The organism is Pseudomonas sp. EZ-C24 (genome assembly GCF_014525325.1).
In the GTDB taxonomy this organism is placed as follows: domain Bacteria; phylum Pseudomonadota; class Gammaproteobacteria; order Pseudomonadales; family Pseudomonadaceae; genus Aquipseudomonas; species Aquipseudomonas shirazensis.
Genome location: NZ_JACDIU010000005.1, coordinates 42,507 through 68,444, shown reverse-complemented (window position 1 = coordinate 68,444; position 25,938 = coordinate 42,507). Strand labels below are relative to the sequence as shown.

The 25,938-nt window shown below is 64.0% G+C and carries 18 protein-coding genes; 12 read left to right on the top strand and 6 right to left on the bottom strand.

Going from position 1 to position 25,938, the window contains the following annotated elements:
• Positions 1 to 50: 50 nt before the first annotated feature.
• Entirely contained in the window at positions 51 to 2,411 is a 2,361-nt protein-coding gene (pbpC, locus tag IDM28_RS02105) for a peptidoglycan glycosyltransferase PbpC (protein WP_188035261.1), read from the bottom strand.
• A gap of 59 nt (positions 2,412 to 2,470) precedes the next feature.
• Here pbpC and IDM28_RS02100 point away from each other — a divergent pair, with 59 nt between their 5' ends.
• The gene (locus tag IDM28_RS02100) at positions 2,471 to 2,764 is read left to right on the top strand and encodes a hypothetical protein (protein ID WP_101316104.1); all 294 of its coding nucleotides are present in this window, start codon (positions 2,471 to 2,473) and stop codon (positions 2,762 to 2,764) included.
• A 162-nt stretch (positions 2,765 to 2,926) separates the two neighbouring features.
• On the opposite strand, the gene IDM28_RS02095 is transcribed toward IDM28_RS02100, so the two are convergent.
• Positions 2,927 to 7,828 (bottom strand): alpha-2-macroglobulin family protein, encoded by a 4,902-nt coding sequence (locus tag IDM28_RS02095; protein ID WP_188035260.1) that lies wholly within the window; start codon positions 7,826 to 7,828, stop codon positions 2,927 to 2,929.
• Between the two features lie 178 nt (positions 7,829 to 8,006).
• On the opposite strand from IDM28_RS02095, the gene IDM28_RS02090 reads away from it, so the two are divergent.
• Positions 8,007 to 9,344, top strand: a complete 1,338-nt coding sequence (locus IDM28_RS02090) for an MATE family efflux transporter (RefSeq protein WP_188035259.1) — start codon at positions 8,007 to 8,009, stop codon at positions 9,342 to 9,344.
• Between the two features lie 219 nt (positions 9,345 to 9,563).
• On the opposite strand, the gene speA is transcribed toward IDM28_RS02090, so the two are convergent.
• The 4 genes from speA to IDM28_RS02070 all read right to left on the bottom strand — a co-directional run bounded on the left by speA (position 9,564) and on the right by IDM28_RS02070 (position 13,820).
• Positions 9,564 to 11,477 (bottom strand): arginine decarboxylase, encoded by a 1,914-nt coding sequence (speA, locus tag IDM28_RS02085; RefSeq protein WP_101316098.1) that lies wholly within the window; start codon positions 11,475 to 11,477, stop codon positions 9,564 to 9,566.
• 151 nt (positions 11,478 to 11,628) lie between these two features.
• Positions 11,629 to 12,000: a translation initiation factor Sui1 gene (locus IDM28_RS02080; RefSeq protein WP_101316096.1), complete on the bottom strand. Its 372-nt coding sequence runs from the start codon at positions 11,998 to 12,000 to the stop codon at positions 11,629 to 11,631.
• A gap of 213 nt (positions 12,001 to 12,213) precedes the next feature.
• On the bottom strand, positions 12,214 to 12,750 hold the full coding sequence (locus tag IDM28_RS02075) for an NUDIX hydrolase (RefSeq protein WP_101316094.1): 537 nt from the start codon (positions 12,748 to 12,750) through the stop codon (positions 12,214 to 12,216).
• A 2-nt stretch (positions 12,751 to 12,752) separates the two neighbouring features.
• Entirely contained in the window at positions 12,753 to 13,820 is a 1,068-nt protein-coding gene (locus IDM28_RS02070; RefSeq protein WP_101316092.1) for a DUF2333 family protein, read from the bottom strand.
• A gap of 245 nt (positions 13,821 to 14,065) precedes the next feature.
• Here IDM28_RS02070 and IDM28_RS02065 point away from each other — a divergent pair, with 245 nt between their 5' ends.
• The 10 genes from IDM28_RS02065 (at position 14,066) to fis (ending at position 25,860) form a co-directional block, all read left to right on the top strand.
• Complete coding sequence (locus IDM28_RS02065) at positions 14,066 to 15,403, top strand: diguanylate cyclase (protein ID WP_101316090.1); 1,338 nt, start codon at positions 14,066 to 14,068, stop codon at positions 15,401 to 15,403.
• A 131-nt stretch (positions 15,404 to 15,534) separates the two neighbouring features.
• On the top strand, positions 15,535 to 17,496 hold the full coding sequence (locus IDM28_RS02060; RefSeq protein ID WP_188035258.1) for a methyl-accepting chemotaxis protein: 1,962 nt from the start codon (positions 15,535 to 15,537) through the stop codon (positions 17,494 to 17,496).
• A 78-nt stretch (positions 17,497 to 17,574) separates the two neighbouring features.
• A complete protein-coding gene (locus IDM28_RS02055) occupies positions 17,575 to 19,344 on the top strand; it encodes a protein-disulfide reductase DsbD (protein WP_188035257.1) in 1,770 nt (589 codons plus the stop codon).
• A 178-nt stretch (positions 19,345 to 19,522) separates the two neighbouring features.
• The gene (gene aroQ / locus IDM28_RS02050) at positions 19,523 to 19,975 is read left to right on the top strand and encodes a type II 3-dehydroquinate dehydratase (protein ID WP_101316084.1); all 453 of its coding nucleotides are present in this window, start codon (positions 19,523 to 19,525) and stop codon (positions 19,973 to 19,975) included.
• Between the two features lie 100 nt (positions 19,976 to 20,075).
• Positions 20,076 to 20,534, top strand: coding sequence for an acetyl-CoA carboxylase biotin carboxyl carrier protein (accB, locus tag IDM28_RS02045; RefSeq protein WP_103435906.1), 459 nt, complete (start codon positions 20,076 to 20,078; stop codon positions 20,532 to 20,534).
• 17 nt (positions 20,535 to 20,551) lie between these two features.
• A complete protein-coding gene (accC, locus tag IDM28_RS02040; protein ID WP_101316079.1) occupies positions 20,552 to 21,907 on the top strand; it encodes an acetyl-CoA carboxylase biotin carboxylase subunit in 1,356 nt (451 codons plus the stop codon).
• Positions 21,908 to 22,072: 165 nt separating this feature from the next.
• Positions 22,073 to 22,966, top strand: a complete 894-nt coding sequence (gene prmA / locus IDM28_RS02035) for a 50S ribosomal protein L11 methyltransferase (protein ID WP_188035256.1) — start codon at positions 22,073 to 22,075, stop codon at positions 22,964 to 22,966.
• 28 nt (positions 22,967 to 22,994) lie between these two features.
• Complete coding sequence (locus IDM28_RS02030) at positions 22,995 to 24,356, top strand: DUF3426 domain-containing protein (protein ID WP_188035255.1); 1,362 nt, start codon at positions 22,995 to 22,997, stop codon at positions 24,354 to 24,356.
• Positions 24,357 to 24,529: 173 nt separating this feature from the next.
• The gene (gene dusB, locus IDM28_RS02025; RefSeq protein ID WP_101316073.1) at positions 24,530 to 25,543 is read left to right on the top strand and encodes a tRNA dihydrouridine synthase DusB; all 1,014 of its coding nucleotides are present in this window, start codon (positions 24,530 to 24,532) and stop codon (positions 25,541 to 25,543) included.
• On the top strand, positions 25,540 to 25,860 hold the full coding sequence (gene fis, locus IDM28_RS02020; protein ID WP_101316071.1) for a DNA-binding transcriptional regulator Fis: 321 nt from the start codon (positions 25,540 to 25,542) through the stop codon (positions 25,858 to 25,860). Before dusB ends, fis begins: the two co-directional genes overlap by 4 nt.
• Positions 25,861 to 25,938: the final 78 nt, after the last annotated feature.

The window sequence follows — 25,938 nt, the reverse complement described above, 5'->3', positions numbered from 1 at the left end:
CGCCGCGACCGATATACCTTCGATGACCCGTACGGCACGCTGATCAGCCCTCAGCCACCGGCATCCACCTGAAATTCCACCCGCGCCGTCTCGCCGCTTTCATCGAGCACGCTCAGTTCGACCCGCCCGACCTGCTCAAAGCGCACCAGCAGGCTGTCCTGACCGGACGTTTCGCCCAGCGGCTGGCCGTTGCGGAACCACCAGCGTTGGCCACCACCGCCCAGTGCCGAGACATGGAGTTGCAACGGCTCGCTGCTGGTCCTTGGGCGGCGCAGGTTGTCGCCGTTGCGCACGCCGACGATCGACAGCGGCGGCGCGCTGGCGGGCACCTGCGGCGGGCAGCTCGGGTCAATTGCCGGCAGCCGGGCCGCGCGCCGTTCGACCCGCGCCAGCCAAGGTTCCAGTGGCGCAGGCCAGAGCGCGATCTGTTGCGCCGTGGCACCTGGGCAACTGGCATCCACGCGCAACCCCTGCGGATTGACCCAGACCGTGTCGCGCAGGCCCAGGCCGAGCGGCTGGTCTGCCGCCTGCAAGGTCGGCGGCGTGGTGCCGTCGAGGGTCCAGGCGAAGCGCTGGCGCCGGCAGTTGGCGTCCTGGCGCGGCATGGGCTGGCCGAGCGGCCAGCAGATCGCGGCCACCCCGACCGACGCCGGCACCTGCTCCACCGGTGGGCGAATACCGCGCTGGCTGTCGCGGTTGCTCAGCAGGTCGTGCACTTGCAGCATCAGCGGCGCCGCCGAGGCCAGGCCGAATTGGCCAGGCACCGGGGTGCCATCCGGGCGGCCGATCCATACCCCGATCAGGTAGCGCGGGCCGACCCCGACCGACCAGGCATCTCGAAAGCCATAGCTGGTGCCGGTCTTCCAGGCCAGTTGCGGGCGCTGCACCAGTTCGGCGTGCGGATCGCGTTCGGGCCGTGCCTGGCCGCTGAGAATCCGCCGGATGATCCACGCCGCACCGGGCGACAAAAGCCGCCGTTCGAGCAGCGGATCCTGCGGTTGCAGGCGTACCTGGGCACTCTGCCCGGCCCGGGCCAAGGCTGCATAACCGCCGACCAGATCTTCCAGCCGGCTGCCGGCGCCACCGAGGATAAGCGACAGGTTGGGCTCGGCCAGTGGCGGCAGTATCAACGGCATACCACCCATGCGCATCTGCGCGGCAAAGCGTTTGGGGCCGTAGGCTTCGAGCAGTTGCACGGCGGGCAGGTTGAGCGACAACGCCAGCGCCGAGCTGGCTGACACCGGGCCGCTGAAACCCATCGAGAAGTTGCCCGGCCTGTAGTCGCCATAGCGCCGCGGCACATCCTGCAGAAGGGATTCGGAATGGATCAGGCCGTCGTCCAGGGCCATGCCATACAGGAACGGTTTCAGGGTCGAGCCGGGCGAGCGCAGGGCGTGCACCATATCGACATGACCAAAGCGGCGGGCATCGCCGATGTCGATCGAGCCGATGTAGGCACGGGTGGCCATGGTTTGTGTCTCGACCACCAGAATCGCCGCCGAGGTGCGCTCCGGCAGGCGTGCGCGCCAGCCCAGCAGCAAGTCTTCGAGCCGGCGCTGCAGCGAGGCATCCAGGGTGGTGCGGATCAGCGGCGGGCTGTTCGCCGTGTTCAGCCTGCGGGCCAGCAGCGGCGCCAGTGCCGGCTCCTGCCGCGGGGCGAGCAGCAACGGCTCTTCTCGGGCTTCGGCGACTTGCTGAGCCGACCATACCTGATACTCGCCGAGGCGCTGCAAGACCTTGTCGCGGGCCTGCTGCGCACGCTGCGGATGACGGTCCGGGCGCAGCCGGCTGGGGGCCTGGGGCAGCACCGCGAGCAAGGCGGCTTCGGCTGGGGTGAGCTGTTTCGGTGACTTGCCGAGATAAGCCCAGCTGGCCGCCGCCACCCCTTGCAGGGTGCCGCCGAAAGGAGCGCGGTTCAGGTAGATCTGCAGGATCTGCTGCTTCGACAGGTGCCATTCCAGCTGCAACGTGCGCCACAGTTGTCGCGACTTGCCAGCCAGGGTCCGCTCATGCGGATCGAGCAGGCGCGCTACCTGCATCGACAGGGTGCTGCCGCCGGACACCACGCGGCCGCCGCTGAGGTTGAGCCAGGCAGCCCGCGCCAGGGCCAGCGGGTTGACCCCGGGATGGCGATAGAACCAGCGGTCTTCGTAGGTCAGCAGCGCTTGCAGGTACAGCGGCGACACTTCATCGGGGCTGACCGGATAACGCCATACGCCATCGGCATCGGCAAAGCGCCAGAGCGGCGTACCGTCCTCGGCCAGGACCACCCGGGCAAGGTCGTCGGCCGGCATCGGCAACGGCCAGATGCGATCGGCCAGCCAGAGCAGGCCGACCAGCAGCAGTGCACCGGCAATACTGGTTTGCAATACACGCAGCGCACGATGGCGCGGGCGTATTAAGCTTGGCATGGGGAACCGACCTGGCCAGGTAATGGCCAAAGCCTTGGAATGATCATCAGGACGCGACTATGCATGTAGAAGGTTTTTTTGAATGGCTGGGGCAGGCACTGGGGGCGGTGATCCGCTTCATTGTCGATGGCCTGAGCGGGCTGTTCAATCTGCTGGCCAATGCCGGCGGCAATTTCATCGACGGGCTGGCGCGCACGCTGGGCATGGATACCTCGCTGGTCAGCATCCTCGCCTTGATCGTCGGTTTGCTACTGTTGTACTCGGCAATCCGCGCGTTCATGCGCGCCTCGATCATCGCCGGGATCATCTGGCTGGTGCTCGGCTTGTGGGTCATGAGCTGGATCATTCATTGACTGGAGATTGCCGGGAGGGCTGCGCCCTCCTTTCGCGACGCAAGGCCGCTCCTACACAGAGCGCGTGACGCCCGGGCGGCGCGGTCCTTGTAGGAGCGGCCATGTGTCGCGAAAGGGCTGCAAAGCAGCCCCAGCGATCTCGAGCCAGGCACAAAGCCCGCCTCAGCGGCCCTTGACGGTCATATCACCCTGGCTCTCGCCTACCGCCTGCAGATTGGGCCGGTACATCGACTCAACCTGCGGCGGCGGCACCCGGTAGGTACCCGGGGTCACGGCGCGGGCCAGGTACAACAGATGGGTGGTGCCGTAGCTGTCCAGTTTCAGGGCAGCGACATAGCGGTCATCACGGTACTCCTGATGCACCACGCTGGCGTTCTGCATAGACTCGCGCCATTCCTTCACCGCACTGCTGGCGTTGTCCAGGCTGGCTGCGCTCTGCGCCAGGTTCTGGTTTTCCAGCTCAAGGCCCGCCGGCAGCAGGTCAACCACCAGTGCGTCCGGCACTTGGGTCGAAGCACGCAAGGCCAGGTGCACCAGCACCAGCTCACCGCTACGCAGATTGCGCAGATCCAGCGGCTGACCGTTCATGCCCAGGTACTCGCGGCGGATCTCCATACCGTTACTGCTGGCCGGCGGCGCCTGGCGCGGGTAACCGGACAGGGTCAGTTGCTGATAAAGGGTGTCGCTGCCCTGGTTCTGCAAGGTCAGCGGCGATGCCAGTAACGGCCCTTCGAGCTTCATCCCCGATTCGACGTTGTTGAACTCGCGCACCTCGCCGGCGCTGTCCAGCCGCGCCTGCCACTTGCCTTCAGGTTTACCCAGCAGGCCGCGGCCCGCGAGGAACAGCGCATTGCGCTCCTGGGTCGACAACCAGCGGTTGGCGGCCAGTTCGTCAGACAAGGCAAACAGGCGCTGATCGACCTGATTGGTGGCCAGGTTGTTTTCCTGGAGCAAGGCGAGGATCAACGCCTGGTCACGCACTGCACTGCCGTAGTCGGCCATCCAGCCCTTGCCGCGGCTGATCGCCAGGCCCGCTTGCAGCGCTTGCTGAGCACGTGGCTTGTCGCCCATCTTGTCCAGTGCCACCGCCAACTGCACCAGCGGCAGACCGGAACGGGCATCGCTACGGCGCTCGAACACTGCGCGCAGGGCACCCAGCGGCGCCTGCTGACTGCGCGCCAGTACCAAGGCGGCGTAGGCTTGCACGGCAAAGCGGGTGTGCTCGGCGTTGTCGCTGTAGTTGACCTCGATCATATTGCGCTCCTGCAAGTACCGCAGCAGCCGCTCGTTGGCCTTTTTCAGCGCTTCGGCCGGCACGCCATAGCCCTGCTCGCGAGCACGCAGGAGGAAGTCGGTGACATAGGCGGTCAGCCAGTATTCTTCTTCACTGTCGGAGCTCCACAGGCCGAAGCCACCGTTGTAGCGCTGCATGCCCAACAGATGCTCGATGCCCATCTCGATCTTGCGCTTGCGCACATCGGCAGGCTCGCCCTTGATACCGAGGCGTTTGAGACTTTCGGCATCGGCATAGAGCGACGGGTACAGGCCGCTGGTGGTCTGTTCCAGGCAACCATAGGGATAGGCCTCGAGCGCACGGATCTGCTCGGCCAGGTTCAGCGGCGGCCGGCTCGACAGGGCCAGGCTGGCCTCAAGACCGGCCGGCTCGAACTCAGCCAGATCGCTCTCCGGCAGGCTCCACGGCTGATCCTTGAGTGCCACGCGGTAGTGTTTGAGCATCGCCGGATAAGCCGGGCGCACGCCCAGTTTCCACTCACGCTCAAAGCTGCTGGCGGCTTCACCCGGCAGTTGCAGGCCGTTGACACGCACGCGCAGGGTGCCCTGGCCGAGACCGCCCAAGGCCTGCACCGGGATCATCAGCGTCTTGCGCTGGCCCTCGGCCAGGGCAACATTCTGCTGACTGCCGGCCGCCAGGCTCAACTGGCCTTCGCCGCTGAGTTCGACCGTCAGCTGCTGAGCGCGTCCGGACAGGTTGGCCAGATCCAGCGCCAGGCTGGTGCGGTCACCACCGGCGAGGAAGCGCGGTGCCGACAGCTCGGCGATCAGCGGCGCGGCGACCACGGTCTTGCCTTCGGCCATGCCGAACTGCTCGTCGTTCCAGGCCTGGGCCATGATCCGCAGTTCACCGTTGAAGTCGGGGATATCGACCGTTGCTTCGCCCTCGCCCTTGTCGTTGAGGGTCACCGGCAGGCTCTGCTGGGCAACGATGGTCACCGTGGTATTGGGCCGTTTGCCGCCCTTGGCCAGCGCGGCGTCACCACCAAAGGCCAGGCTGGCCAGACGGCCCTGCCCGGCTTCGATCAACTGGCCATAGATATCCAGTTGGTCAGCACCATAGGCCTTGCGCCCGAACAGGCTGGCGAAAGGATCAGGGGTCTTGAAGTCGGTGATATTGAGGATGCCGACATCCACTGCGCTGAGCAGCACATGCACCTGTTTAGGCACACTGCCGTCGGCAGCGGTAGCCTTGAATTTGACCGTCAAAGGCTGCTTGGGGCGCATCTTCTCGGGCGTCTGCAGGGTCAGGGCCAGCTTGCGCTCGGTCCGATCCAGTGGCAGATGGAGCACGCCGACCGCCCGTTTTGGCGTGGCGTTGGCCTTGCGCTCACCTGGGCGAATCACCAGCGCACTGATGTACAGGTCATGCCGCGCCCACTTCTTGTCCAACTGCACGTCGAAGGTCTTGCCTTCGGCGGGCACGTCGATTTCCTGCCACCACAGCGGCCCATCGCTGGATTCGATCATCAGGTAGCCGCTGCCGGCTGCAGGCGGCGTGACCGTGACCTTGGCCGAGGCGCCGTCGGCATAGGACGGTTTGTCCAGGGCGAGCTTGACCTGATCCGGGCGCACCGCGCCGCCTTCGGCATTGTCCTGAGCGCGGTAACCGGCCCAGAAGCGTGCACTGGACACCAGCCCGGTCTGCGGGTCTTCAACCTCGACCCGGTACGGGCCCCACTCGACCTGGAAGTTCAGTTTGGCGGTGGAGCCGGCTTTGACGCTGACGGTCTCTTCGCTCTGGGTCAGGTACTTCTCGTTGTAGTTGTAGCTCCAGCCGTCGCTCTGCGAGTAGTTCCAGTAGTAGTCGCGGCGCTCACGGATCAGCCGCACCTTGAGGTCGTCGGCGGCCAGCTTGGCACCGTTGCGGTCGGCTACCAGCACTTCGAATTCGACCGGGCCATCGCCATCGGTTTCTTCACCGTCGAACAAACCGCGCAGGCCAGGCAGGCGCTCGGCCGGCCAGATCGGTTGCTCAAGGCGGCGGGTAATCGGTCGGCCGCCGGACTCCTGCAGGCTGGCCTGCACACTCAACTGCAGCGGCGAACGGGCCTCGCTCCAGCGGCTTTCGATGTCGATGGTGGCCTTGCCGGCCTGGTCGAGGGTGACTTCGTCCAGCTCCAGATCCTGACTCAGCTCGGTTTCGGTGATCGACCCGAACTGGTAGCCGGGCAACGCCGGCACTGCTTCACGCAGCGGCCGCACGTAGGCCTGGCCACTGAGGCGGTTGCCCGCTGCCGGGGCGCCATACAGGTAGCGGCCATTGACTTTGATCTGCGCGGTCTGCTCGGGGCTCAGCGGCGTGGCGCTGCCCTTGAGTTCAAGCGCCAGACGCTCGGGCAGGAAGTCTTCGACGAGGATCTCGAAAACCTGCTTACGGCCACCGCCGAGATCGAGCAGCAACTGCCAGCGACCGGTCGGTGCCTCGCTCGCCAGTTGCAGCTGATATTGATAGAGGCCATTGGCATCGGCCTCCCAGACGAACTTGCGGCTGACCTGCTCATCTGGCCGGCGCACCTCGACGCTGACTGGCTGCGCCTTGACCGGCTTGCCATCCTGATCACGCAACAGGCCATTGAGCAGCACGGTCTCGCCCGGGCGATAGAGGTCACGCGGGCCGAACACGAAGAACTGCAGCGGGTTGGCCTGCGGCCCGGTGATGTCGAACTCGGCCAGGTCGAGGGCGGCGGTATTGAGCCGCAATAGAGTGGTGTGCACGCCCTGGGTGGCGATCAGGGTATCGGCCTTGTCGGTGATCGGCAGCTGGGCATGGCCATCACTGTCGGTCTTGGCCTGAGCCAGCAGCTTGCCCTTGTCGTCGTGCAGTTCGAGGTTGACGCCACTGAGCGCCTTGCCGCCTTCCAGTGCCTGGGCGAACACATCCAGGCGGTCACGGTAACGGTGCGCCGAGACGCCGATATCACTCAGGGTGAACAGGGTTGCTGGCTGGGAATAGTCATAGGTGCCAGATGCACGCATCACCGCCAGGTATACGCCTGGCTCCTGCAGTGGCTTGATCCCGGCAATCGGCAGCAACACGGTCTCGCGGGTGTTGCGGGCAGGGTTGAGGTCGAAGCGCCCGCCGTAGACCAACTCGGCCATGTCCAGGGTTTCTTTGGACTGGTAGTAGTACAGGCTGCTGTTGCGGCCCCAGTTGACCAAAAAGGTCGAGAGCATCTCCGGCTTGATGCGGAAGAACTCGACATCGACTTTGTCGACGTTCAGGGCAATCACCGGCAGGCCTTCGGCCAGGCGCGTCGGCAGCAACGAGCCACGGCTGGCAAAGCCGATGGTGGCCTGCATGTCGCGGGTTTCCAGGCGGCTGACCGACTCGGCCGCGAGGCTGTTGCCATTCACCGCGAGCAGGCCCTTGTCCAGGGTCAGCACCAGCTTGCGCTGCGGTTCAAGGTGGCGCAGGCGCAATTCCATCTGGTTGTCGGAAAGCTCCCAGGCGCCGTCCACCTTGCCTTTGACGGTGTCGACCAGGTGCACCTTGCTGGCGAAGTCCTGCTTGGCATCGAGCGGCGCCGAGAAACTGATCGACAGCGCGCTGGCGCCGTCGAGCTGGGTTTCCGAGACATCGAGCACGCTCAGCTCGCGGCCTGCGTAGCGCTTGGCGAGCACTGCCGGGTCTTCCCGTTTGGCGGCCTTGGCTTCGGCCGGCGCAGTTGCCGCAGGCTTTTCGACAGCGGCAGTGGTGTCCTTCGACGAGGAATCACAGGCACTGAGCAATGCCAGCGCGCAGGCCAGCAACAATCCTTTGTTGAACATGGAGAGAAGACTCTTGGGCAGCGTGTTCTTGAGGCCTGCAACTATAGCGCAACGGCCAGCGGCTTACCTGCTGTCGCGTGGTAACTGCGAGCTTGTTCGCACGGGCGGCCGGGCAGCTCGCTAGAATAGCCTCGGCGGCGCCCCGCCAATCTCAGCCTTGATCGCAACAGGAGTCCGTATGCCCCCGCTGTCCGCCGACTGGCGCCACCGCCTGACCCACCGCAAGGTCTGGGCGCTGGCCGCACCGATGATCCTCTCGAACATCTCGGTGCCGTTGGTTGCATTGGTCGACAGCACGGTGATTGGCCACCTGCCGCATGCGCATCAGCTCGGCGCGGTGGCCGTGGGCGCGACCTTGTTCACCTTCATGGTGGGTTTGATGGGCTTCCTGCGCATGGGCTCCACGGGCTTCGCGGCCCAGGCCGCCGGGCGCAACGATGGCGCGGCGCTACGCCAAGTGCTGGTGCAGGGATTGCTGCTGGCGCTGGGTTTTGCCGCGCTGATCGGGGTGTTGGCACTACCCTTCAGCCAACTGGCGTTGCAGGTAATCAACCCAAGTGCGGCGCTGCATCAGTCCACCGAAGATTTCTTCCACACTCGGTTGCTCGGTTTGCCGGCAGCCTTGGCCAGTTACGCCCTGGTCGGCTGGTTTCTTGGCACGCAGAACGCGCGCGCGCCGTTGGCGATCCTGCTGACCACCAACCTGCTCAACATCGCGCTCAATCTGTGGTTCGTGCTGGGCCTGGACTGGGGCGTGATTGGCTCGGCGCGGGCCTCGGTGATTTCCGAATGGAGCGCCGCCCTGCTCGGCCTGGCTCTGACCCGACCGGCGTTACGCCGCTATCCTGGGCAGCTCGCCTGGGCGGCACTGCGCCGCTGGCAGGCCTGGCGGCCGCTGCTTTCGGTCAACCGCGATATCTTCCTGCGCAGCCTGGCGTTGCAGCTGGTGTTCCTGCTGCTGACGGTGCAAGGCGCACGCCTCGGTGAAGCGACGGTGGCGGCCAATGCCCTGCTGCTCAATGGCCTGTTGCTGACTGCCTATGCCCTCGACGGGCTCGCCCATGCGGTTGAAGCGCTGTGCGGTCACGCCATCGGCGCCCGCGACTGGCAGACCCTGCGCCGCTCGCTGGTAGTCGCCGGCGGCTGGTCGCTGATTGTCAGTATTGGTTTTGCCGGGCTGTTTCTGCTCGGCGGGCATTTGTTCATCAACCTGCAAACCGACATCGCCAGCGTGCGCGAGGCAGCCTATCCGTACCTGTCGTACCTGGCAGTGCTGCCGCTGATTGCCGTGTGGAGCTACTTGCTCGACGGCCTGTTCATCGGCGCGACCCGCGCGCGTGAGATGCGCAATGCGATGCTGCTGAGCTTGCTGCTGGCGGCGCCATTGGCGTGGATGGCCAGCGGGTATGGCAATCATGGATTGTGGCTGGCGTTTCTTGGGTTCATGGCGTTGCGCGGGGTGACGCTGGGGTGGGTTGGCTGGCGGATGCAGCGAGAGGGGCGGTGGTTGGGGTGATTTAGGGCGATCTTTTCAACGGCCAATTCGAGGATGACCATATCCACCAGGGCGCTGGCCGAGTAAAGCTGGGGCCGCTCTGCGGCCCTTCGCGGGTGAACCCGCTCCCACAGGGGTCACATACAGCCCTGTGGGAGCGGGCTTGCCCGCGAAGGGTCGCAGAGCGGCCCCAAAGTCTCAGGCGCAGCAAAGGCCGCTAGCGGCCCCCCCTTTTGTACATTACGACGACAGGTACGAAGACCGGGTCAGGCCCAACCGCAGCGCATCCAGATACTGGGTGCGTTCGCGGGCGGTGATCTTGGCGCTGGCGACCTTGTCGCGGTAGTGAGTCATCAACTCCTCCGGCGACAGGTGCACGTAGCGCAGCATGTCCTCGATGGTGTCGTGGGTCTCGATACCAGCGTGGTAGGCGCTGCCGTCGGCGTTCTGGTAGATGTTCACCGAGTCGGTGTCACCGAACAGGTTGTGCATGTCACCGAGGATTTCCTGATAGGCACCGACCAGGAAGATCCCCAGCAGGTAGTCTTCACCCTCGTTGATACCATGCACCGGCAGGCTGGTTTCGATGCTCTGCTCGTCGACGTACTGGTTGATCTTGCCGTCCGAGTCGCAGGTCAGGTCCTGCAGCACGGCGCGGCGCAGCGGCTCTTCGTCCAGGCGGTGCAGCGGCAGGATCGGCAGTACCTGGCCAATCGCCCAGGTATCCGGCAGGCTCTGGAACACCGAGAAGTTGCAGATGTACTTGTCGGCAAGCTTGTCGTTGAGTTCGTCGAGCACCTGGCGGTGCGAGCGCTGACGGGCCTTGAGCGAGTTGTGCAAGCGGCGGCACACGGCGAAGTAGCACTGCTCGGCGAGGGCCTTTTCCGACAGGGTGAGTTTGCCGTCGGCATACTGCGCCGCGACGTCGCCCATGTAGTGGGTGGCACGCCAGTAGGTCTCGGTGACCATCTCGATATCGGTTGGGCCGAGCAAGTCGACCAGCCATTGCACGGTCTCGGGCAGGGCTTCCTTGTTGTCGATGGTCGGCACTTCGTCGTTGTGCTTCTCGACGTCGGTCACCTGCACCACCAGCATCGCGTGGTGCGCGGTCAGGGCACGGCCGCTTTCGGAGAAGATGTGCGGATGCGGCAGGCCCTGCGCATCGCAGAACTCCTTGAGCATACCCACCACGACGGCGGCGTAGTCGTCGATGTCATAGTTGATCGAGCTGGCATTGCGCGAGTGGGTGCCGTCGTAGTCGACCCCAAGGCCGCCGCCAACGTCGATATGGTCGACCGGCAAGCCCAGTGAACGCAGCTCGCCGTAATAACGGATCGCTTCCTTGAAGCCATGCTGGTAGTCGGCCAGGTTGGCGATCTGCGAACCCATATGGAAGTGCAGCAGGCGGATGCCCTGGTCCAGCCCGGCAGCGCGGAAGCGCTCGACCACCGACAGCAGCTGCGCCGCCGACAGACCGAACTTGGACTTCTCACCGCCGGTGTCGGCCCACTTGCTCGAAGCAAGCGACGACAGGCGTACGCGCAAGCCGACCTGTGGCTTGACCTTGAGCTCGGCAGCCTCTTCGATCACCAGGGCGACCTCGGATTCTTTTTCGATAACGATGAATACGTTATGACCAAGCTTCTGGCCCATCAGCGCGAGGCGGATGAACTCACGGTCCTTGTAGCCGTTGCAGACGATGGTGCCGCCCTTCGGCGCCAGCGCCAGCACCGCCAGCAACTCTGGCTTGGAGCCGGCTTCAAGGCCGATCGATACGTTCTGGGTGGCGATGATGTTCTCGACCACCGCTTCCTGCTGGTTGACCTTGATCGGGTACAGCGCGGTGTACTCGCTCTGGTATTCCAGGCGCGCGATATTGGCGTCGAAAGCGCCGGTCAACTGGCGGACGCGGTCCTGCAGGATGTCCGGAAAACGCACCAGCAGTGGCAGCGAAAGGCCACTCTGGCGCAGCTCGTCAACCTGTTCGAAGAGGTCGATGGGGGCACTGTCGGGGCCGTTGGGGCGCACTTCGACGCGCCCGGCTTCATTGATGGCGAAATAACCAGCGCCCCAATGGCGGATGCCATAAACACTGCGGCTGTCGGCCACGGTCCACTGGCTACCATCGTCTTTGCGTGTGCGTCGTACGGACATTCAAGTCCCCTGTAGATAAGTCGAAGACACTGCCTTGGCGACAAGGCGACGGCAGTGTAAAAGCGAAAAATGACGATTCGTCCATGCCAGGGGTAGACCCTGGTTACGGAATCGAGTTTAGAAAGCTCGGGGGAAAAAATCGCCTTGTGATTCAACCACCGGACTTTTTCGCCTTGAAGCCTTGCTTGGTCAGCTCTGCCAGCAACAGCTCGACGTGGTCGCCCTGGATCTCGATAACGCCGTCTTTCAAGGCGCCACCGGTGCCACAACGCCGCTTGAGGCTGGCAGCCAGCTCTTTCAAGGGTTCGAGCGCCAACGGCACACCGCTGATGGTGGTCACCGTCTTGCCGCCGCGGCCTTTGCTTTCGCGGCGCACACGGGCAATACCGTCACCTTCGGGGATGGCTTGCTGCTTGCAGATACAGGCGTCCGCCGGCTGGCCACAGTCGGGGCAGTGCCGACCGGCATCGGTGGAATAAACGAGACCGCTCAAGGCGGAAAAGGAAGAAGCTTTCTTGGCCACTTTTGTTCCTCTTGCTGAGGACAAAAACTGGTCGATTCCGTTGCCTGGAGCCGACCGCGAAGCCCCACTCTGGCAGGGGCGGCGCTACTGACGCAAAAGCTGCGACAGCCCGAAAAGGGCGCGCAGTGTAACGATAATTGCGCCGCTTGCTAAGTACTGGATTGCGCCATTTTGCGCAGGTTTTACGACCTGACGCAGACTCCTGGCCGCAGACTAGCTCAAGCCTGCCTGATAGCGCTGCAGCGCAACCAGTGAATCCGGGCAATAAGGCAAGCGCTGACGCTCGTCGTCGACCTGCGCCAGGCTGACGAAGCGCGCCTCGCTGACCTCCTCCGGCTGCAAGCGTAACGGCCCGTCCCAGACCGCCGAAAACACGCCGCACCAGAGCCGATTGCCCGGCTGGTCAAAATAGAACCGCTCATGAAAGCGCAGTTCGACGCCGGTCACCCCGAGTTCCTCGGCCAGCTCGCGGGCCGCCGATTCGGCATAGCTCTCATCGGTCGCCACCATGCCGCCAGCGGCCACGTCCCAGTACCCCGGGTAGACCGCCTTGCTCAGGGAGCGGCGGTTGATGCAGAGCAAGCCGGCGCTGTTGAACAGCAGAATGAACGTGCAGCGGCCGATCAGCCCTGCTTCACGCAGCTGTGCACGCGGCATGGCTCCGAGCAGTTGATCATGCTCGTCGACCCAGGCGATCAGTTCGAGGTCCGAGGCCGCCCGGTGGGCAGCCTCGGCCGGGGTGATGGTCATGCTCAGCCTTGCGACAGCAGCTGACGCAGGTCGATCACTGCAGCGTTGGCGCGCGAGATGTAGTTGGCCATCACCAGCGAGTGGTTGGCCCACATGCCGAAGCCGCTACCGTTGAGCACCATTGGGCTCCACAGGGCTTCCTGCGAGGCTTCCAGCTCACGAATGATCTGGCGCACGCTAACCGTGGCGTTCTTTTTGGCCAGGACGTCGGCGAAGTCCACTTCAATGGCGCGCAGCAGGTGCGACAGCGCCCAGGCCTGACCGCGTGCTTCATAGAAGACGTTGTCGATCTGCATCCATGGTGTTTCCACCAGCTCTTCGTCAAGCTGCGGCACCTGGCCAGCCACCACGGTTTCAGTCTTCAGGGTGCTGTTCAGCTTGACCCGGCCGACACTGGCCGACAGCCGCTGCGACAGCGAACCCAGACGGGTGGCTACGTCACCCAGCCAGTTGTTCAGGTTATCGGCACGGGTATAGAAGATCGCGCCTTTGTCGCCTGCGGCCAGACGCGCCTGATAACGCTCGAGCGACTTGATGCCTTCAGAGAACTCGGACTCGCTCGATGGCAGGATCCAGCTCTTGTTGTCGAAGTTGAAGCGCGGCTCGGCCTTGGCCAGGTCGGCGTCTTCGGTCGACTGCGACTGCGAACGGGCGAAGTCCTTGCGCAGTGCCCGCGACAAGTCGCGCACCTGCACCAGCACGCCATATTCCCAGCTCGGCATGTTGTCCATCCACAGCCCAGGTGGGAAGCGGTCGTTGGAAATGTAACCGCCCGGCTTGTCGAGCAGGGTGGCGGCAACGGTTTTCAGCGTCTCGACGGTGGTGTAGCCAATGACCATCTTCTGCCCGCTGCGCTCGGCGCTGGCCTGGGCATTCTGCTGCACCGGGAACAGGTCAGGCTCCTGGCTCCAGTACCAGCCAAGGCCGATACAGACCAGCAGGTACAGCCCGATCACAACCCCAAGAGCGCGGCTCCAGAGGCCGCCAAAGTAGCTACGGGCGGCGGCGCGACGGGAGTCGGGCCGCTCACGAGGCTCGGCAGTGGCCTCACGGTTTTTCCAGTCCAGCATGGCATTGTCCTTAATCAGTCACGACGGTTCAGAGCTTGGACCTCAGGCTACGGCCAGGGTGCCACGGCAAGCCCACATCGACCCACTATAAAGCAGACACCGGCTTGCGCATAAGCGACCGGGCGGTCAGCAACTGAATAACAGGACCAGACGCAATGTTGACCTGGCACACGCGCAGCTTGCAGAAGTGGTGCTAGCATACAGCCATCATCGAAGCTGCATTCCCCCATAATAAGTAGTCAGCCATGATCCAGTCACCACAGCCCAGCCACGAGCGCGCCAAGCGCAGCAGCGATCACGTCGACGAGGTGCCGCTGCCGCCGTTGCGCAAACCGGTGTATATCCTGCTGCAGGATCATGACCGCGCCGAACGCCTGGCGCAGCAGCTGGAATTCTTTGGCCTGGGGGTGCACGCACTGGCCACTGCCGAGGCGTTCTGCGCGGCGATGCGCGAGCGCTTGCCGGCGGCGATAGTCATGGACGTCGACTTCAGCGGCCCGGGCTGTGGCCTGCTGCTGGCGGCGCAGGCCCAGCTGGGGCTGGATCAGGCTGTGCCGCTGCTGTTCTTCAGCCTGCACGAAACCGACACGCCGACGCGCCTGGCCGCCGTGCGCGCCGGTGGCCAGGCGTTCATGACCGGTACGCTGGAAGCATCGAGCCTGCTGGAAAAGGTCGAGATGCTGACCAACGCCACTCAGTACGACCCGTTTCGAGTACTGATCATCGACGACTCGCGTACCCAGGCACTGCATACCGAGCGCGTGCTCAACAGCGCCGGGATGATCACCCGCAGCCTGACCGAGCCGATCCGCGCCATGGCCGAGCTGGCTGACTTCCAGCCCGACCTGATCATCCTCGACCTCTATATGCCCGACTGTACCGGGCCGGAGCTGGCCAAGGTGATCCGCCACAATGACCGCTATGTCAGCGTGCCGATCATCTACCTGTCGGCCGAGGACGACCTGAACAAGCAGCTCGATGCCATGAGCGAAGGCGGTGATGATTTTCTGACCAAGCCGGTGCGTTCACGCCAGCTGCTGACCACGGTACGCAACCGCGCCGTGCGCGCGCGTCATCTCAAGGCGAGGATGGTCCGCGACAGCCTGACCGGTCTGTACAACCACACGCATATCCTGCAATTGCTGGAAGACTGCAGCTTCCGCGCCCGCCGCGAACAGCAGCCGCTGAGCTTTGCCATGCTCGACATCGACCACTTCAAGAAGATCAACGACCGCCACGGCCACCCCATGGGCGATCGGGTGATCAAGAGCCTGGCATTGTTCCTCAAGCAACGCCTGCGCAAGACCGATTACATCGGCCGTTACGGCGGTGAGGAATTCGCCATTGTGCTGCCCAATACGCCGCTGAGCGCGGCCTACAAGGTGCTCGACGAGATCCGCCGGCGCTTTGCCGAGATCATCTATCCGGCCCAACCCCATGACCTGCACTGCACGTTCAGCGCCGGCGTGGTGCAGTTGGATCAAGCGCACGATGCCCTGAGCATGGCCAGTGCCGCTGACGAAGCGCTGTACCGGGCCAAGCATGCCGGGCGCAACTGCGTGGTGCGGGTAGACCCCGCGTAAAAGGCGCCAGGCCCGGTCAAGGCAAAAGGCCACAATTGTCCAGCGCAGCACCCTCCTCCGTCATCACCCCGTCATGAAATCGCAATAACTTCAGGCACCTACCTCTCTCCACGCTGCCGGAAGCCTGCGCCATGCGCCTGAAGTGGTTGACCAATTTCAATACCCTGTTGCTCGTTGCCGTGTGCATTGCCCTGGGCGCAACCCTGTGGTGGTCACAACGAGCGCTGGAGCGTCCCTATCTGCTGATGGAACGCTATCTGGGCTTGTCGCAGCAGTTTCAGAACCATATCGAGCGCGATACCCAGGCCTACCTGGCCAGCGGCGACGCCGTACGCCACGCCGCCGCTGTGCAGGGCAACCAGCAGTTGCAGGCAGCGCTTGCTGACTGGCCCGAAGCTCTGGCCGAGCAACTGCGCCCCAGCCTCGGCGAGTTGCAGGCATTCACCGGCAATCAGCTACTGGCCGCCGGCAAGCTGGCGGGTGATCCGCAAGCCTTGCTGCTGCAGGCCGAACGCGAACTGGGCGGCACTCTCGAACAGCTGGCTGGCTACGCCCAAGGTAGCACCAGCGAGCAGGCCCAGCGCTACCTGGCGCCCTTGCTGGACGCAGCGGTGCATTTGGGCCGTTTATCGCTGGCCCGCGACAAGCTGGTCAGCAGTGGGCGCGCCGAGCTGGCTGAAGAAGTCGAACGCGAATTGCAGCAGGTACGTGTTCAGGCCGAGCAGATTGCAGCATTGCCGCTACTGGGCGTGACCCGCGCGGCCGAGTCCGGCGCTGACGACTTCGCCGCGCTGATGGGCCTGCAAAGCCAGGCTAGCGAGCAGCGCGAAGACGTCGCCTTGGCCCTCAAGCGCGATCTGCAGAGCCTGCTCAGCCGCTATCGCGCCGAACTGCAGCGCACCCGCGAACAGATCGATCAGCGCGCAACCCTGGCCAACAGCACCCGCGAGCGGCTCGAGGCGGTGCAGCAAGCGATTGCCGGGCTGGAGCCGCAGGTACGCGCGCAACACGCCAGCATCGCCGCCGAGGTGCGCATCATTCAGGGCGTGATGATCGTCTTGATTCTGTTCATCGCGCTGCTCATCGACAGCCTCCAGCGGCGCCTGGCGGGAACCCTCGGCAGCCTTGCACCAGCACTGTCACGCTGGGCCGAGGGCGATTTTGCCCAGCCCATTTCCTTGGGCAAGACCAACCGCGAACTGCACGACATCGAAGATTCGCTCAACCACCTGCGCCAGTATCTGGTGCAACTGGTGGCGACCTTGCGCGCCAACGCCGAGCAGGTTGCCGGCAGCAGTCATGCCTTGGCCGGCATGAGCAGCGGCCTGCACCAAGGCGCCGAACGCCAGGCCGGTGACACCGCGCAGATCCGCGATGCCCTGGGCGAGCTGGAAGCGACCATTCAGCAAGTGGCAGGTGATGCCAGCGCTGCGGCCCAAGCCAGTCGCGAGGCCGGCAGTGCCGTCGAGCACGGTCAGCGGGTGATCGGCCAGAGCCTGTCCGGGCTGCGTACCTTGGTTGATGAAGTCCAGGGCAACGCGCAGATGATCGAACAACTGGCACAGGAGTCGGCGACCATCGGCGGTGTGCTCACGGTGATTCGCTCGATTGCCGAACAGACCAACCTGCTGGCGCTCAACGCCGCAATCGAAGCGGCTCGCGCCGGCGAGATGGGCCGCGGCTTTGCCGTGGTCGCCGATGAGGTGCGCTCGCTGGCGCAGCGCACAACTGGCGCTACCGGCGAAATCCAGGCACTGATCGACCGCCTGCAACTGGCCGCGCGCGACTCGGTGAATGGCATGCGCACCCAGCTCGAGCATGCCGAGGCCACTGCCAGCCAGGCGCAGACGGCAGATGGCGCTCTGGATGAAATCGTCACGGCAATCCGCACCATCGCCGACACCGCTGGGCGTATCGCCGATGTGACGGCGCAACAAACCGGCGCCGTGAGCGACATCCGCGACCACAGCGAGCGCATTCACCAACTGGGCGAAGACAACCTGCAGCGCATCGGCGAAGGCCGTGAACAAGGCGAGCAATTGCTCAAGCTGGGCGGCGAGCTGAACTCTGCAGTGGCTGCATTCCGCGTTTAAACAAGGGTGCCGGGCGGGCGCCCCCAATGCCCGCCAAGTCCGCTATCATGCGCCCACGTTCGACCTCGCGAGTCCGCCATGCGCCGCCTGTTTTTCCTGCTGTTTCTGCTGCTGGCCAGCCCGGCTTTCGCCGCTGGCCTGCTCGACAACCGCCCCAGTGCCACGCTCGGTGCCTCTGCCCTGAGTAACAACAGCGACTTCCTGCCGGTGCATGAAGCGTTCAAGTTGAGCCTGGTCAGCAGTGATGCGCAGAACATCACCCTGCGTTTCGTCGCCAGCGACGGTTACTACCTCTATCGCCACCGCTTCCAGTTCCGCAGCGAGCCTGCCGATGTAGCTCTGGGCACGGCGCAGATTCCGCCCGGTGAGGCCAAGCACGACGAGTTTTTTGGTGATGTCGAGGTGTATCACGGCGTGCTCGATATCGTCGTGCCGCGACCTGCCGCTGACAACCGCGGCTTTACCCTGCTGGTGGGCTACCAGGGCTGCGCCGACAAAGGCCTGTGCTATCCGCCGGAAACCGCAAGGATTGCCATCGATGCGGCTGGTGCAGCCAGCTCGCCAAGCAGCGCGCCCGGCTGGGACTGGCAAGCGTTGCTGCTGTTCTTCCTCGCCGGTGTCGGCCTGACCTTCACCCCCTGCGTACTGCCGATGCTGCCGATCCTGTCGGGTGTGGTCTTGCGCGGTCAGGTCGGCGGCTGGCGTGGTTTCAGCCTGTCGCTGGCCTATGTACTGCCGATGGCGGTGTGCTTCGCCACCCTCGGCGCGCTGATGGGCGTGTTTGGCGCGGGGCTGAACCTGCAGGCGCGGCTGCAATCGGCCTGGGTGCTGGTGCCGTTTGCGCTGTTCTTCGTGCTGTTTGCCCTGGCCATGTTCGGCCTGTTCGAGCTGAAGCTACCGCAAGCCCTGAGCAATCGCCTGGACCGCGTGGCCAATCGCACCCAGGGCGGCTCGCTGCTCGGTGCCGCGGTGCTCGGCGTGCTCTCCAGCCTGCTGGTTTCACCCTGTGTGTCGGCGCCACTGGCCGGCGCCCTGCTGTACATCAGCGCCAGTGGTGACGCTTTGGGCGGCGCGCTGAAACTGTTCGCCCTAGGCCTGGGCATGGGCGCGCCATTGCTGCTGATCGGCACCGGCGGCGCGGCCTGGCTGCCGAAGAGCGGGCCGTGGCTGAACACCGTCAAGAATGCCATCGGCGTGCTGTTGCTGGGTCTGGCTATCGGCCTGCTCAGCCGGGTTTTGCCCGGGCCGCTGACTTTGCTCTTGATCGGCCTGCTCGCGGCGGGCGTAGCGCTGTTCCTCGGCGCCCTTGAGCTGGTGGTGAAAACGCCACGCGAGCGCCTCGCGCAATTGGCCGGCCTGGCCTTGCTGGTGTACGCCTTGGCGTGCTGGTACGGCGCCCTCAGCGGCCAGGGTGACCCACTGCGGCCACTGCCCAGCGCGGCTCCAGCCGCTGCTGCAGGCGCAGTCAGCGCCGGCGCCTGGCAGACCATCACCACTCCGGCGGCGCTCGACGCAGCCCTGGCGGCGGCCTCGGCCGCCGGCCAACCGGTGCTGCTCGACTGGTACGCCGACTGGTGCATCAGCTGCAAGGTGATAGAACATGAGGTGCTCAGCGCACCGCAGGTGCAGGCGCAGTTGGGCGCCTTCAAGCTGCTGCGTTTCGACATCACCGAAAGCAATGTCGAGCAGCGCAGCCTGCTCGACCGCTATCGCTTGTTCGGCCCGCCGGCACTGCTGTTCTTTGCCGCAAACGGCAGCGAAATGAGCAGCGATCGTGTGGTTGGTGAAATAAACGCCGGCGATTTTGCACAGATCCTCACGCGCGTACGCGGCCAACTCGGGCTATAACTTCCTGCTGACTGCGCTGTTCGCAGCCTGCGGTGACCAAATTTAAACATCTGGTCACATACTTTGCGCGAATCTCGGGCAACGTGCTGGCTATTGCCGGGAACTGGACACACCTACTCGCTTTGCGGCATAGTCGCCGCGCATGTCGTATTGCCCTACAAGACCAAGGAACCCGCAGATGGCTACCCTACTGGTGCTGCACGGCCCCAACCTCAACCTGCTCGGTACCCGCGAGCCGGGTCATTACGGTGCCGCCACCCTCGCCCAGATCAACCAGGATCTGGAGCAGCGTGCCCGTGCCGCAGGCCACCATCTGCAGTACCTGCAGAGCAATGCCGAGTATGAGCTGATCGATCGGATACACGCCGCGCGCGACGAAGGCGTCGATTTCATCCTGATCAATCCGGCTGCTTTCACCCACACCAGCGTCGCATTACGTGACGCATTGCTGGCGGTGAGCATCCCATTCATCGAAGTGCACCTGTCCAACGTGCACAAGCGTGAACCGTTCCGGCATCACTCTTACTTCTCCGATGTTGCGGTAGGGGTGATCTGCGGTCTCGGCGCCAGCGGTTATCGACTGGCCCTGGAGGCAGCTCTGGAACAGCTGGCTGCAAGCGCACAGCCCTGATGAAACAAGGCCTTGGCCCCTGCGGGCCGAGGTCATAGAGAAACGTTTTCGACACGTTTTCAATTTACGTCCCCGACCGAACCTTGGGAGTTGCTGATTAATGGATATCCGTAAAGTCAAAAAGCTGATCGAACTGCTGGAAGAGTCCGGCATCGACGAACTGGAGATCAAGGAAGGCGAAGAGTCCGTTCGCATCAGCCGTCACAGCAAGACCCCAGCTGCTCAGCAGTACTTCGCGCCACAACCGATGGCCGCCGCTCCAGTAGCTGCGCCTGCTCCGGTTGCCGCTGCCGCCCCTGCTGCCGACGCCGCGCCAGTGCTCAAAGGCACCGTGGTCCGTTCGCCAATGGTCGGTACTTTCTACCGCAAGCCATCGCCGACCTCGCCGAACTTCGCTGAAGTCGGGCAGAGCATCAAGAAAGGCGACACCCTGTGCATCGTCGAAGCGATGAAGATGATGAACCACATCGAAGCCGAAATCGGCGGTGTCATCGACGCCATCCTGGTGGAAGACGGTCAGCCGGTTGAATTCGACCAGCCGCTGTTCACCGTCGTTTGATCCTCGGAGAGCCAACGATGTCTGCGAAGCTGGAAAAAGTCCTGATCGCCAACCGTGGCGAAATCGCCCTGCGTATCCTGCGGGCCTGCAAAGAGCTCGGCATCAAGACCGTCGCTGTGCACTCCACGGCTGACCGTGAGCTGATGCACCTGGGTCTGGCGGACGAATCGGTCTGCATCGGCCCTGCGTCGTCCAAGGATTCCTACCTGCACATCCCGGCGATCATCGCTGCCGCCGAAGTGACTGGCGCTACCGCCATCCACCCAGGCTACGGCTTCCTCGCCGAGAACGCTGACTTCGCCGAGCAGGTCGAGAAGTCCGGCTTTGCCTTCATCGGCCCGAAAGCCGACACCATTCGCCTGATGGGCGACAAGGTTTCGGCCAAGGCAGCCATGATCGAAGCTGGTGTACCGACCGTACCAGGCTCCGACGGCCCACTGCCGGAAGACGAAGAAGAAGCCCTGCGCATCGGCCGTGAAGTCGGCTACCCGGTGATCATCAAAGCCGCTGGCGGCGGCGGTGGTCGCGGCATGCGCGTGGTGCACAATGAAGAAGACCTGATCGCGTCGGCCAAGCTGACCCGTACCGAAGCCGGTGCTGCGTTCGGCAACCCGATGGTCTACCTCGAGAAGTTCCTGACCAACCCACGTCACGTGGAAGTCCAGGTGCTGTCCGACGGCCAGGGCCAGGCAATCCATCTCGGCGACCGTGACTGCTCGCTGCAGCGCCGTCACCAGAAGGTTCTCGAAGAAGCGCCGGCCCCGGGCATCGACGAGCAAGCGCGTCAGGAAGTCTTCGCCCGCTGTGTCAAGGCGTGCATCGACATCGGTTACCGTGGTGCCGGCACGTTCGAGTTCCTCTACGAGAACGGCCGCTTCTACTTCATCGAAATGAACACCCGTGTTCAGGTCGAGCACCCGGTTTCGGAAATGGTCACTGGTATCGACATCGTCAAGGAGATGCTCAGCATCGCCGCTGGCAACAAGCTGTCGTTCACTCAGGATGACGTGGTGATCCGCGGCCACTCGCTGGAATGCCGGATCAACGCTGAAGACCCGCGCAAGTTCATCCCGAGCCCAGGCACCGTCAAGCACTTCCATGCTCCAGGCGGCAATGGCGTGCGGGTCGATTCGCACCTGTACAGCGGCTATTCGGTTCCGCCGAACTATGACTCGCTGATCGGCAAGCTGATCACCTACGGCAAGGATCGCGACGAAGCCATGGCGCGCATGCGCAATGCCCTCGACGAAATCGTGGTCGACGGTATCAAGACCAATATCCCGCTGCACCGCGACCTGGTGCGCGATGAAGGTTTCTGCAAAGGTGGCGTCAACATCCATTACCTCGAGCACAAACTGGCCAACCAGGATTGATCTTGAAGTGATGCGCTGAACAAACCCCGGCCCTGTGCCGGGGTTTTTTATTGCCGCTCGTGCCTCGCTTGCCTCGCCACGCGCACAAACCGCACACACTGAAGTAAACTGCCCTACTTCGCGCAGCCCAGTCGCTGCCCCCACAGATTTTTTAAGGTACCCGCCATGCCCTGGCTGCAAGTACGTCTGGCCATCAGCCCGGAACAAGCCGAAACCTACGAAGATGCCCTGCTCGAAGTAGGCGCTGTCTCGGTAACCTTCATGGACGCCGAAGACCAGCCGATCTTCGAGCCGGACCTCAACACCACGCCACTGTGGTCGCACACCCACCTGCTGGCCCTGTTCGAAGCCGACGCTGAGCCTGAGCAGGTATTCGCTCACCTGCGCCTGCTGACCAACGCCGAGCTGCCCGAGCATCAGGCTGAAGTCATCGAAGACCTGGACTGGGAGCGCAGCTGGATGGACAACTTCCAGCCCATGCGTTTTGGTCAGCGTCTGTGGATCGTGCCAAGCTGGCACGCAGCCCCTGAGCCGGAAGCAGTCAACCTGCTGCTCGACCCGGGCCTGGCGTTCGGCACCGGCACCCACCCGACTACCGCGCTGTGCCTGGAGTGGCTCGACGGCCAGCAACTGGCTGACGTGCAGGTACTGGACTTCGGCTGTGGCTCGGGCATTCTGGCCATCGCTGCGCTGTTGCTGGGCGCGCGCGAAGCGGTCGGTACCGATATCGATGTGCAGGCGCTGGAAGCTTCGCGCGACAACGCCGGGCGCAACGGTATCGAAGCCGAGCGCTTCCCGCTGTACCTGCCTGAAGACATGCCGGCGATGCAGGCCGACGTGCTGGTGGCCAACATTCTGGCTGGCCCGCTGGTCTCGCTGGCGCCGCAGTTGTCGGGCCTGGTACGACCGGGCGGCCTGCTGGCGTTATCGGGAATCCTCGCCGAACAGGGTGAAGAAGTCGCCGCCGCCTATGCTGCAGACTTTGACCTGGACCCGATCGTCGTCCGCGACGGCTGGGTTCGCATCAGTGGCCGCCGTCGCTCGGCAGGCCTGAAATAATCACCTGCACAGCCCCCCGGATCGCCGCATGACCGACAGTTTCGTCACCCAGTGCCCGCATTGCCAGACCAGCTTTCGCGTCACGCATCATCAATTGAGCGTGGCCCGCGGGGTGGTTCGCTGCGGCCAGTGCCTGCAAGTGTTCAACGCCGCCAAGCAACTGCTCGAGCAAAACCGCGTAGCCACTGCCGAGACGGCGCCTGCGCAGCCGGAGCTGGCTACCCCGGTCGAAGCACCAGCGCCTGCTGGGCCGGCGCCGAGCCAGGACGACTGGCAGGCCAGCGCTCAGGCCTTTGACGAAATCGACCTGGACCAGGCATTAGCCAATCTGGAGCGTCGCGATCGGGCCAGCGAAGGCCAGAGCGAGGCGCGCAGCGATGCCCTGCAGGCAGTGCGCGAGGTGCACGACCCGGACGAAGACGTCGGCCGCCCGTTCGGTAACGCCACCGACGAGCCTCTGAGCGAGCCTTCACCGCTAGTCCTCGAGCCGCCACTGATCGAGCCCGAAGCGCTTGAGCAAGAGCCGTTTGAGCAGGAAGCCTTCGAGCACGAGCCATCGCCCCGCGAGCGCACCGAGCCAAGCATTGGCCTGGTGCTTGACCCGGACGATCAACCCAGCCGCCAGCAGCCCACGCTGGGCGCGCCGTTGACCGCAGCCGAAGCGTTGAGCCGCGAGTCTCTGGCCGCCGACGACGACCATGACACGGTTGTAAGCGGCCTGTCGGCGTTCGATGATGGCCGCCGCAAGGAAAACCTGTCAGCGCTGGACGCCCACGACGAGGAACTCGAGCAGCCGCTCGATGAGCGTATCGAACCGGGCCTGAACAGCCGCGCCAACCGGCGCAAGGAGCCGCTGATCGATGTGGTCGACGACCCGCTCCAGCTGGACTGGCAAAAACCCCAGGTCAACTGGGGCAAGCGCTTGCTGTGGGGCACGCTGACCCTGCTTGCCGCCGGCTTGCTGGCCTTTCAATACGTGTGGTTCCACTTCGACGAAATGGCCCGCCAGGACCAGTACCGGCCGTGGTTCCAGCAACTGTGCCCGACGCTGGGCTGCAAGGTGCCGACCCGGGTCGACATTGCCCGGATCAAGAGCAGCAACCTGGTGGTGCGCAGCCATCCGGACTTCAAGGGCGCCCTGATCGTCGACGCGATCATCTATAACCGCGCGCCGTTTGCCCAACCGTTCCCATTGCTGGAACTGCGCTTTGCCGACCTCAACGGCCAGTCGATTGCCAGTCGTCGCTTCAAACCCAGCGAGTACCTCTCCGGTGAATTGGCCGGGCGCGGCGAAATGCCCAGCCAGACGCCTATCCATATCGCCCTGGATATCCTCGATCCGGGCCCCAAGGCCGTCAACTACAGCCTGAGCTTCCGCTCGCCGGAGTGACAATTGCCCGCAGACGCCGGTTTACCGGCGCCTGCAGCTTGTCCAGAACTGCGAGGCATAAGGCCGCAGCTGTTCAGATTTTATCCAAATTGACCTTTATCCAGTCATCCAGAGCGGGTATTATGCCCACCCTTTTTGACCTCAATGATTCGGCCCCACAACAGGGAACACCTATGTCGGCGGTACGCATCGGCCCATATACGCTTCGCAACAACCTTATCCTTGCGCCTATGGCCGGGGTTACGGACCAGCCTTTCCGCACGCTTTGTCAGCGCTTGGGCGCAGGCATGGTGGTGTCGGAGATGGTCAGCAGCGACATGAGCCTGTGGGACAGCCGCAAGTCACGTCTGCGCCGCATCCATGAAGGTGATCCCGAGCCGCGCTCGGTACAGATCGCCGGGGGTGACGCACAGATGATGGCGGCGGCGGCCCGGGCCAATGTCGAGGCCGGCGCGCAGATCATCGACATCAACATGGGTTGCCCGGCAAAAAAAGTCTGCAACAAAGCCGCAGGCTCTGCTTTATTGAGAGATGAAGTGCTGGTCAGCGAGATCCTCGACGCCGTCATTGGCGCAGTGGATGTCCCGGTGACCCTGAAGATACGTACCGGCTGGGACCGTTCGAGCAAGAACGGCCTGAACGTGGCAAAAATTGCCGAACAGGCCGGCATCCAGGCGCTTGCGGTGCATGGCCGCACACGCGCCGACCTGTACACCGGTGAAGCCGAGTACGACACCATTGCTGCGATCAAGCAGGCAGTGTCGATCCCGGTCTTTGCCAATGGCGATATCACCTCGCCAGAAAAAGCCCGGGCGGTGCTGCATGCCACCGGTGCCGACGGCCTGCTGATTGGCCGTGCGGCCCAAGGCCGGCCGTGGATCTTCCGCGAGATCGAGCATTACCTGCAGACCGGTGAATACTTGCCGGCGCCAGGGCTGGACGAAGTTGAACGCATTTTGCTGGAGCACCTGGCCGCGCTGCATGCCTTCTACGGCGATGTAATGGGCGTACGTATCGCCCGAAAGCACGTTGGCTGGTACCTGGCAACCCGACCCGGCGGCAAGGAGTTCCGCTCCCGGTTCAACGCTTTGGATGAGACACACGCGCAATGCGCCAACGTTCGCGAGTTTTTCTCCGAATGCCGACAGAGCCTTGAAACAAAGGACGAACAAGGGGTGGCCGCATGACGATGATGACCGAGACTTTAGTGAGTGGAACAACGCCCGTGAGCGACAACGCCAACCTCAAGCAGCACCTGAATACGCCGAGCGAGGAGGGCCAGACCCTGCGCGACAGCGTCGAGAAGGCGCTGCACAACTACTTCGCCCACCTCGAAGGCGCCTCCGTCACGGACGTGTACAACCTGGTGCTCTCGGAGGTCGAGGCGCCGCTGCTCGAAAGTGTGATGAATTACGTCAAGGGCAACCAGACCAAAGCCAGCGAGATGCTCGGACTCAACCGTGGCACCCTGCGCAAGAAGCTCAAGCAGTACGATTTGCTCTAAGGCCAGAATCCCAATCAGAAAAGGCGGCTCCCGCAGGAGGCGCCTTTTTTGCTGACTCCACCGCGTTATGGAATCCGA

Coding starts and splice junctions, on each gene's coding strand:
- pbpC (WP_188035261.1), bottom strand. CDS start 2,411: ATGCCAAGCTTAATACGCCCGCGCCATCGTGCGCTGCGTGTATTGCAA.
- IDM28_RS02100 (WP_101316104.1), top strand. CDS start 2,471: ATGCATGTAGAAGGTTTTTTTGAATGGCTGGGGCAGGCACTGGGGGCG.
- IDM28_RS02095 (WP_188035260.1), bottom strand. CDS start 7,828: ATGTTCAACAAAGGATTGTTGCTGGCCTGCGCGCTGGCATTGCTCAGT.
- IDM28_RS02090 (WP_188035259.1), top strand. CDS start 8,007: ATGCCCCCGCTGTCCGCCGACTGGCGCCACCGCCTGACCCACCGCAAG.
- speA (WP_101316098.1), bottom strand. CDS start 11,477: ATGTCCGTACGACGCACACGCAAAGACGATGGTAGCCAGTGGACCGTG.
- IDM28_RS02075 (WP_101316094.1), bottom strand. CDS start 12,750: ATGACCATCACCCCGGCCGAGGCTGCCCACCGGGCGGCCTCGGACCTC.
- IDM28_RS02070 (WP_101316092.1), bottom strand. CDS start 13,820: ATGCTGGACTGGAAAAACCGTGAGGCCACTGCCGAGCCTCGTGAGCGG.
- IDM28_RS02065 (WP_101316090.1), top strand. CDS start 14,066: ATGATCCAGTCACCACAGCCCAGCCACGAGCGCGCCAAGCGCAGCAGC.
- IDM28_RS02060 (WP_188035258.1), top strand. CDS start 15,535: ATGCGCCTGAAGTGGTTGACCAATTTCAATACCCTGTTGCTCGTTGCC.
- IDM28_RS02055 (WP_188035257.1), top strand. CDS start 17,575: ATGCGCCGCCTGTTTTTCCTGCTGTTTCTGCTGCTGGCCAGCCCGGCT.
- aroQ (WP_101316084.1), top strand. CDS start 19,523: ATGGCTACCCTACTGGTGCTGCACGGCCCCAACCTCAACCTGCTCGGT.
- accB (WP_103435906.1), top strand. CDS start 20,076: ATGGATATCCGTAAAGTCAAAAAGCTGATCGAACTGCTGGAAGAGTCC.
- accC (WP_101316079.1), top strand. CDS start 20,552: ATGTCTGCGAAGCTGGAAAAAGTCCTGATCGCCAACCGTGGCGAAATC.
- prmA (WP_188035256.1), top strand. CDS start 22,073: ATGCCCTGGCTGCAAGTACGTCTGGCCATCAGCCCGGAACAAGCCGAA.
- IDM28_RS02030 (WP_188035255.1), top strand. CDS start 22,995: ATGACCGACAGTTTCGTCACCCAGTGCCCGCATTGCCAGACCAGCTTT.
- dusB (WP_101316073.1), top strand. CDS start 24,530: ATGTCGGCGGTACGCATCGGCCCATATACGCTTCGCAACAACCTTATC.
- fis (WP_101316071.1), top strand. CDS start 25,540: ATGACGATGATGACCGAGACTTTAGTGAGTGGAACAACGCCCGTGAGC.